Source organism: Vibrio sp. CCUG 15886, from assembly GCF_028570825.1.
Classification (GTDB): domain Bacteria; phylum Pseudomonadota; class Gammaproteobacteria; order Enterobacterales; family Vibrionaceae; genus Vibrio; species Vibrio vulnificus_B.
The window spans coordinates 1-5,463 of record NZ_JAQQBT010000032.1 but is presented as its reverse complement, the minus strand read 5'-3'; the positions used below and the strand labels follow the sequence as shown (position 1 = coordinate 5,463).

Here is a 5,463-nt window from a genome sequence, read left to right as displayed (position 1 = left end):
TGGGCCAATGCGAGCAATCGCATCTTCATTTGAATAGATTTTTGTTGGCTAGCAAGTTTTTTGAAATCAATGTTATTGAGACTGTCCATAGCGTTATTTATCACGAAAAAGTAACAGTCTCAATTAGATCATATTTTTAGTTAGGTTGGTATCACTCCTTCTTATCCTTGCTAGATGGCTATTAAATATCGCGGGAGTTTGCCGTCATTCGGGGAGTTCCACATATAAAAAAGCCCAACGTGTCGTTGGGCTTAAGTAGTGTTTTAAATGTGCTGTCAATGCTAGAGAATTCTCTTTAGTACGCCATCGGCTTTAATGCGAGTGATCTTTCGGACTAACTTCTGAACCACTTCCGGATATTCTTCAACTTTCTCAAGTTGTTTGTATGTACAAATTAACTGAGTGTGCTGGAGAATATTGTCGACCTCAGAATCAAACTGTTCTGTTAGTTGCGCAAAATCATCTCGGATCAACAAACCATTTTCGAGATCCAACGCCCAAGCCCTAGGATTGAGATTGTTTCCTGTCAGCAGCATGTAGCGTTTATCAACCCAAATGCCTTTAAGATGGAAGCTGTTATCGCCATCTTTCCAGAGTCGAATAGAAAGGTTTCTTGCTGCTATTTGAGCTTCATAAGCTTTAGCAAACTTGCGTAGGTTCAGCTCATATAAATAGGGTAAACCACCAATCGTCTTGAATTCTTTGTCTGGTGCGATGTAAAAGTCGTTAGCGGTCTTATCGCCTACAACAATCGTCACCTTTACGCCACGTTTTAACGCACGTTTCACGCCCTTCGCGATATCTTTAGGAAAGTTGAAGTAGGGCGTACATATGAATATTTCACTTTGAGCTGCATCAATCAACTTAGCGATGTTTTGATTGAGGAAATTACGCCTCTTTCCTAAGCCAACCATGGGGGTGATGGAAAATTGATGTTCGGCAGCCTCTTGAGATTCAAAGCGATACTTAGCGCGAGCTAACGCTGATCGAAATTGACGAATTGCGGTCTTAATTTCTTTGGTTTCGGGGCGATCTTCTTTTGCCAAATCATTCACGGCAGGGTGCGCTATCATTTCGTTCTGGACGAAATTGAACATGGTGTCTGCAAGAGATTCATTATGAATGACGTGGTATCGATCAAAGCGATAACGCTCACTGTACTGAAGGTAGACGTTGTTTAGGCTCGCTCCGCTGTAAATCACCGTATCGTCGACAATGAAGCCTTTTAGATGGAGTACACCAAAGACTTCCCTACCGCGAACTGGAATGCCGTAAACAGGGATTTTGTGTTGATATTTGTTCGCAAACGCTTTGTAAAGCGCAGCATTACCTTCAGATTTTTCAGCACCGATCAAGCCACGTTGTGCTCGGTGCCAATCAACGCATACGCTGATATCTAAACCCGGATTGCGTTGCTTAGCTTCGTATAGCGCTGTCAGTATTTCTCGCCCGGCCTCATCATCTTCGAGATACAAAGCCACTAGGCAGATACGAGAGGTCGCTTTTGCGATCGCATCTATCAAGCGAGTCCTGAAGTCTTTCGCTGTATGAAGAACTTCCAGAGCATCAGCATCCACAGCAATGCTGGGCAGCTGTGCAAAAGGATTCCTGCTAGCCATCATATGGGGTGTATTACCTTCGTTATGTGCAGTATTGCAAGCTGCCGATTCTACCAAATTTATTAAATCCAATACCAGAAAAGCGCGAATTCTTAGCGGATTTGTGCTTGATATTGCATAGGAACGAGATCTTTGCCACTTTCTGAATAGCGTAGAAACTTTTGTTTCAGTGAGTTAGGCAACTGTTCGGACGAAACCGTCACGAACGAATGTTGAGCATAAAAAGGTTCGAGGTGTCGATAAGCAAAGCAAAAGACCTTTTCGTTGAGAAGCTCTTCAGCACAGTACTTGAGCAAGCAATGCGCGATCCCTTTTTCTCGCTGGCTGGGTATGACCAGCATGCCGGTCATCAGTTGATGTTCTTCAACCCGACGAAAGCGTACAACGCCAATGGTCTGCTTATCTTGAATTGCTACGACAATCTGCTCATCTTTTTTTACCTTCGTGCCCGGATAATGGGCCTTATAGAGCTTTTTGATGATAGGAACTTTGATGGGGTCCAGTACTTCAAAGTGAATTGAATGTGTCATGGCACTGTGCCTGCGGGATAAGTGTTGTAGAATGGGCAAAGTTTAAGTTAATACGTTGATGCTATGCAAATTAAGCAAAATATCTCTTTAAAGCCGTACCATACTTTCGCCATTGAGCAATGTAGCCATTATCTGGTTGAGGTGGGTAGTGTGGATGAACTCGTCGACATCTACGCCAACCCAGATTTCCGTGAGTTGCCAAAGCTCATTCTTGGCAGTGGCAGCAATGTGCTCTTTACCCAGCCTTTTTCTGGTGTCGTGGTGGTGAATCGTCTTTCTGGCAAAACGTTAAGTGAGGACGAATCGTTTTACTATATCCACGCTGAGGGGGGAGAGGATTGGCCCAACTTGGTGGAGTGGTGTGTTCAACAAGGGATTGGTGGTTTAGAGAACCTTGCCTTGATTCCTGGTTGTGCAGGCTCGGCACCGATTCAGAATATCGGTGCTTATGGGGTTGAATTTAAGGATGTGTGCCAGTACGTGGATATTTTGATGCTGGACGATTTTTCTCAACGTCGCCTCAGTGCTGAAGAGTGTCAATTTGGCTATCGTGACTCAGTATTTAAGCATGCCCTCTATAATCAATGCGTAGTGATCGCGGTGGGGTTAAAATTGCCTAAAACGTGGCAAGCGAATAACAGTTACGGCCCGTTGCAGGAAATTGCAGAGCATGAACTTTCACCAATGAGTATCTTTCACAAAGTTTGTGAAGTTCGTAGAGAGAAATTGCCAGATCCAAAGCAGATCGGCAATGCTGGCAGCTTTTTTAAAAACCCCATTATCGATAAAGCCCATTGGCAGCAGCTAAAAGCTCAGTTTCCTAACATCGTTGCGTATCCTGCTGGTGAACAGATGAAAGTAGCCGCTGGATGGTTGATTGACCAGTGCGATTTTAAAGGGGTGCAAGTTGGTGGTGCTCAAGTGCACCCGAAACAAGCGTTAGTGTTGACTAATGCGCAGTCATGTACCGCGCAAGATATCATCCAGTTGGCCAGCCTTATTTGCGATGCGGTGTGGGACAAATATCAGATTGCACTTGAACATGAAGTTCGCTTTATCAGTACTGTCGGTGAGACCTGTTTAAGTGAGCTAAGAGTAGAGTCATGAGAAAAGAGCACGTTGTTAAACTGCATTTATTAAAACGCCTAGCCGATGGACAGTTTCATTCTGGAGAGACGTTGGGTCATGAACTTGGTATTTCTCGAGCGGCGATCTCAAAGCACATTAACGCATTGCAGGATTGGGGAGTCGATGTTTATCGAATTCAAGGGCGAGGCTATCAACTGGCTCAGCCGATGACGCTGCTTGATGAGCATCAGCTGGTTGAGCAAAGTGCAAATAATGTTGAAGTGATCCCTGTGATTGACTCAACCAATCAGTATCTACTGGAACGTATTGAAAACCTTCAAACAGGCCATGTTTGTTTGGCTGAGTATCAATCACAAGGGCGAGGCCGACGAGGGCGGCAGTGGTTTTCGCCTTTTGGCTCCAACCTGTATATGTCGATGTACTGGCGTCTGGACGCTGGGATGGCAGCAGCGATGGGATTGAGTCTTGTTGTGGGGATTGCTGCGGTTGAAGCGTTGGAAACATTAGGGGTTCAAGGTGTGAAACTGAAGTGGCCTAATGATGTCTACTACCAAGATAAGAAATTGGCCGGAATTTTGGTCGAGATGACTGGCCAAGCCGGAGGCGCTGCTCACTTGGTGATTGGAATGGGTCTAAACATGCAAATGCAGGCAGATTGTCATTCCATTGATCAACCGTGGACAGCGCTCAGCCAGATTGAATCTGGAGCAAGGCTAGATCGAACAGAACTGGCTTTGACGTTAATGGCGAAATGGCGTGAAGCCCTTTCTGAGTATGAACAATGTGGTTTAAACGGCTTCATCGAGCGTTGGAATCGATTGGATAACTTTAAAGGCCGCCAAGTTAAGTTATTGATTGGCCCTAGAGAAATTCATGGTGAAGTTCAAGGCATTGACAGTCAAGGTGGCGTTATTCTAAAAACCGTGGAAGGGATTCAAACATTTGTGGGTGGTGAAATCTCTTTGCGAGCTAACGATCAGTAACGAAATCGAATGGTATTCTGAGTCAGTGTCTCTATTTACGTAGCAGAATCTCTTCAACCAAGTGATTTGGGCCCTTGCGCAGAATCAGCTGAGCTCGCTCTTTGGTTGGCAAAATGTTTTCCGTTAAATTAATGCCGTTAATGTCTCGCCAAATCTGTTGCGCTTTCTCGATGGCTTGCTGCTCGCTAAGTTGAGTATAGTGACTAAAGTACGAGCCAGGTTGAGTAAACGCGCCTTTACGGAACTTGAGAAAGCGCTCCACATACCATTGTTCTATCGTATTGCTTTCAGCATCAACGTAAATTGAGAAATCGAGGAAATCAGAAACAAAAACACGATGAGGATCGTGTGGATAGTCCATGCCACTTTGCAGCACATTCAATCCTTCGATGATCAAAACATCGGGGCGATCTACTTTCTTTACTTCCTCCGTAATGTCGTAAGTAATATGCGAGTAAACAGGAACCTCAAGCTCCGGTTTACCTGCTTTGACATCAGAGACAAATTGCACCAGCTTCTTCATATCATAAGATTCTGGAAAGCCTTTCTTATGCATGATACCGCGTTGATCCAGCTCTTTCTTTGGATAGAGAAAACCATCAGTGGTGACCAGTTCGACTTTTGGATGATTTTCCCAGCGAGAGAGTAGAGCACATAAGACCCGAGCGGTGGTGCTCTTACCTACAGCCACACTGCCTGCGATACCGATGACGAAAGGAGGAGCGTGTTCATCATTATTCAAAAACTGATGGAGCACCGAATTGCGGCTCTGCCTTGCCTGCACATAAAGATTCAATAATCGGGAAAGAGGGAGATACACTTCCACGGCTTCTTGCATGGTGAGATTTTCATTGATCCCTTGCAATGCTTTTAAGTCTTCTTCAGACAACGTCATTGGCACTGAATTACGTAATTCAGACCAAGTCGCGCGACTAAATGACAAAAATGGGCTCATATGAACGCTTCCTTTCCATGTGAATCGTGAAAGAGAATGCAAAATACATCATGAGTAACAGAAAGCAAATGACAATAGTGAATCCTCATTGAAAAAAGAGAGAATTGTGTGATTTTGCGTCAGGTGATTCTGTTTTATCAAAAAATCAGATTTTTTTGTAAAAAAGCTATTGCAAGCAAAGAAATGATTCACTAGAATGCGCTCCACTTATGCCGACTTAGCTCAGTAGGTAGAGCAACTGACTTGTAATCAGTAGGTCACCAGTTCGATTCCGGTAGTCGGCACCA

Annotated in this window: 5 protein-coding genes and 1 tRNA gene; 3 read left to right on the top strand and 3 right to left on the bottom strand. The window is 44.4% G+C overall.

What is annotated here, in order from left to right:
* Window positions 1-281: 281 nt before the first annotated feature.
* Together pssA and PQQ36_RS22155 are read right to left on the bottom strand one after the other, a co-directional pair.
* Entirely contained in the window at window positions 282-1,622 is a 1,341-nt protein-coding gene (pssA, locus tag PQQ36_RS22160; RefSeq protein ID WP_011079189.1) for a CDP-diacylglycerol--serine O-phosphatidyltransferase, read from the bottom strand.
* Window positions 1,623-1,711: 89 nt separating this feature from the next.
* A complete protein-coding gene (locus PQQ36_RS22155; RefSeq protein ID WP_011079190.1) occupies window positions 1,712-2,149 on the bottom strand; it encodes a GNAT family N-acetyltransferase in 438 nt (145 codons plus the stop codon).
* 63 nt (window positions 2,150-2,212) lie between these two features.
* Here PQQ36_RS22155 and murB point away from each other — a divergent pair, with 63 nt between their 5' ends.
* A complete protein-coding gene (murB, locus tag PQQ36_RS22150) occupies window positions 2,213-3,256 on the top strand; it encodes a UDP-N-acetylmuramate dehydrogenase (RefSeq protein WP_011079191.1) in 1,044 nt (347 codons plus the stop codon).
* Window positions 3,253-4,221, top strand: a complete 969-nt coding sequence (gene birA, locus PQQ36_RS22145) for a bifunctional biotin--[acetyl-CoA-carboxylase] ligase/biotin operon repressor BirA (protein WP_011079192.1) — start codon at window positions 3,253-3,255, stop codon at window positions 4,219-4,221. Before murB ends, birA begins: the two co-directional genes overlap by 4 nt.
* Window positions 4,222-4,252: 31 nt before the next feature.
* Here the strand turns inward: birA and coaA are convergent, their stop codons facing one another.
* Complete coding sequence (coaA, locus tag PQQ36_RS22140) at window positions 4,253-5,176, bottom strand: type I pantothenate kinase (RefSeq protein ID WP_011079193.1); 924 nt, start codon at window positions 5,174-5,176, stop codon at window positions 4,253-4,255.
* Window positions 5,177-5,387: 211 nt separating this feature from the next.
* On the opposite strand from coaA, the gene PQQ36_RS22135 reads away from it, so the two are divergent.
* Window positions 5,388-5,463: transfer RNA gene (locus tag PQQ36_RS22135), tRNA-Thr, on the top strand.

What these genes read in the sequence shown, in the direction of transcription:
- pssA (WP_011079189.1), bottom strand. Translation starts at nt 1,622, where the DNA reads ATGATGGCTAGCAGGAATCCTTTTGCACAGCTGCCCAGCATTGCTGTG.
- coaA (WP_011079193.1), bottom strand. Translation starts at nt 5,176, where the DNA reads ATGAGCCCATTTTTGTCATTTAGTCGCGCGACTTGGTCTGAATTACGT.
- PQQ36_RS22155 (WP_011079190.1), bottom strand. Translation starts at nt 2,149, where the DNA reads ATGACACATTCAATTCACTTTGAAGTACTGGACCCCATCAAAGTTCCT.
- murB (WP_011079191.1), top strand. Translation starts at nt 2,213, where the DNA reads ATGCAAATTAAGCAAAATATCTCTTTAAAGCCGTACCATACTTTCGCC.
- birA (WP_011079192.1), top strand. Translation starts at nt 3,253, where the DNA reads ATGAGAAAAGAGCACGTTGTTAAACTGCATTTATTAAAACGCCTAGCC.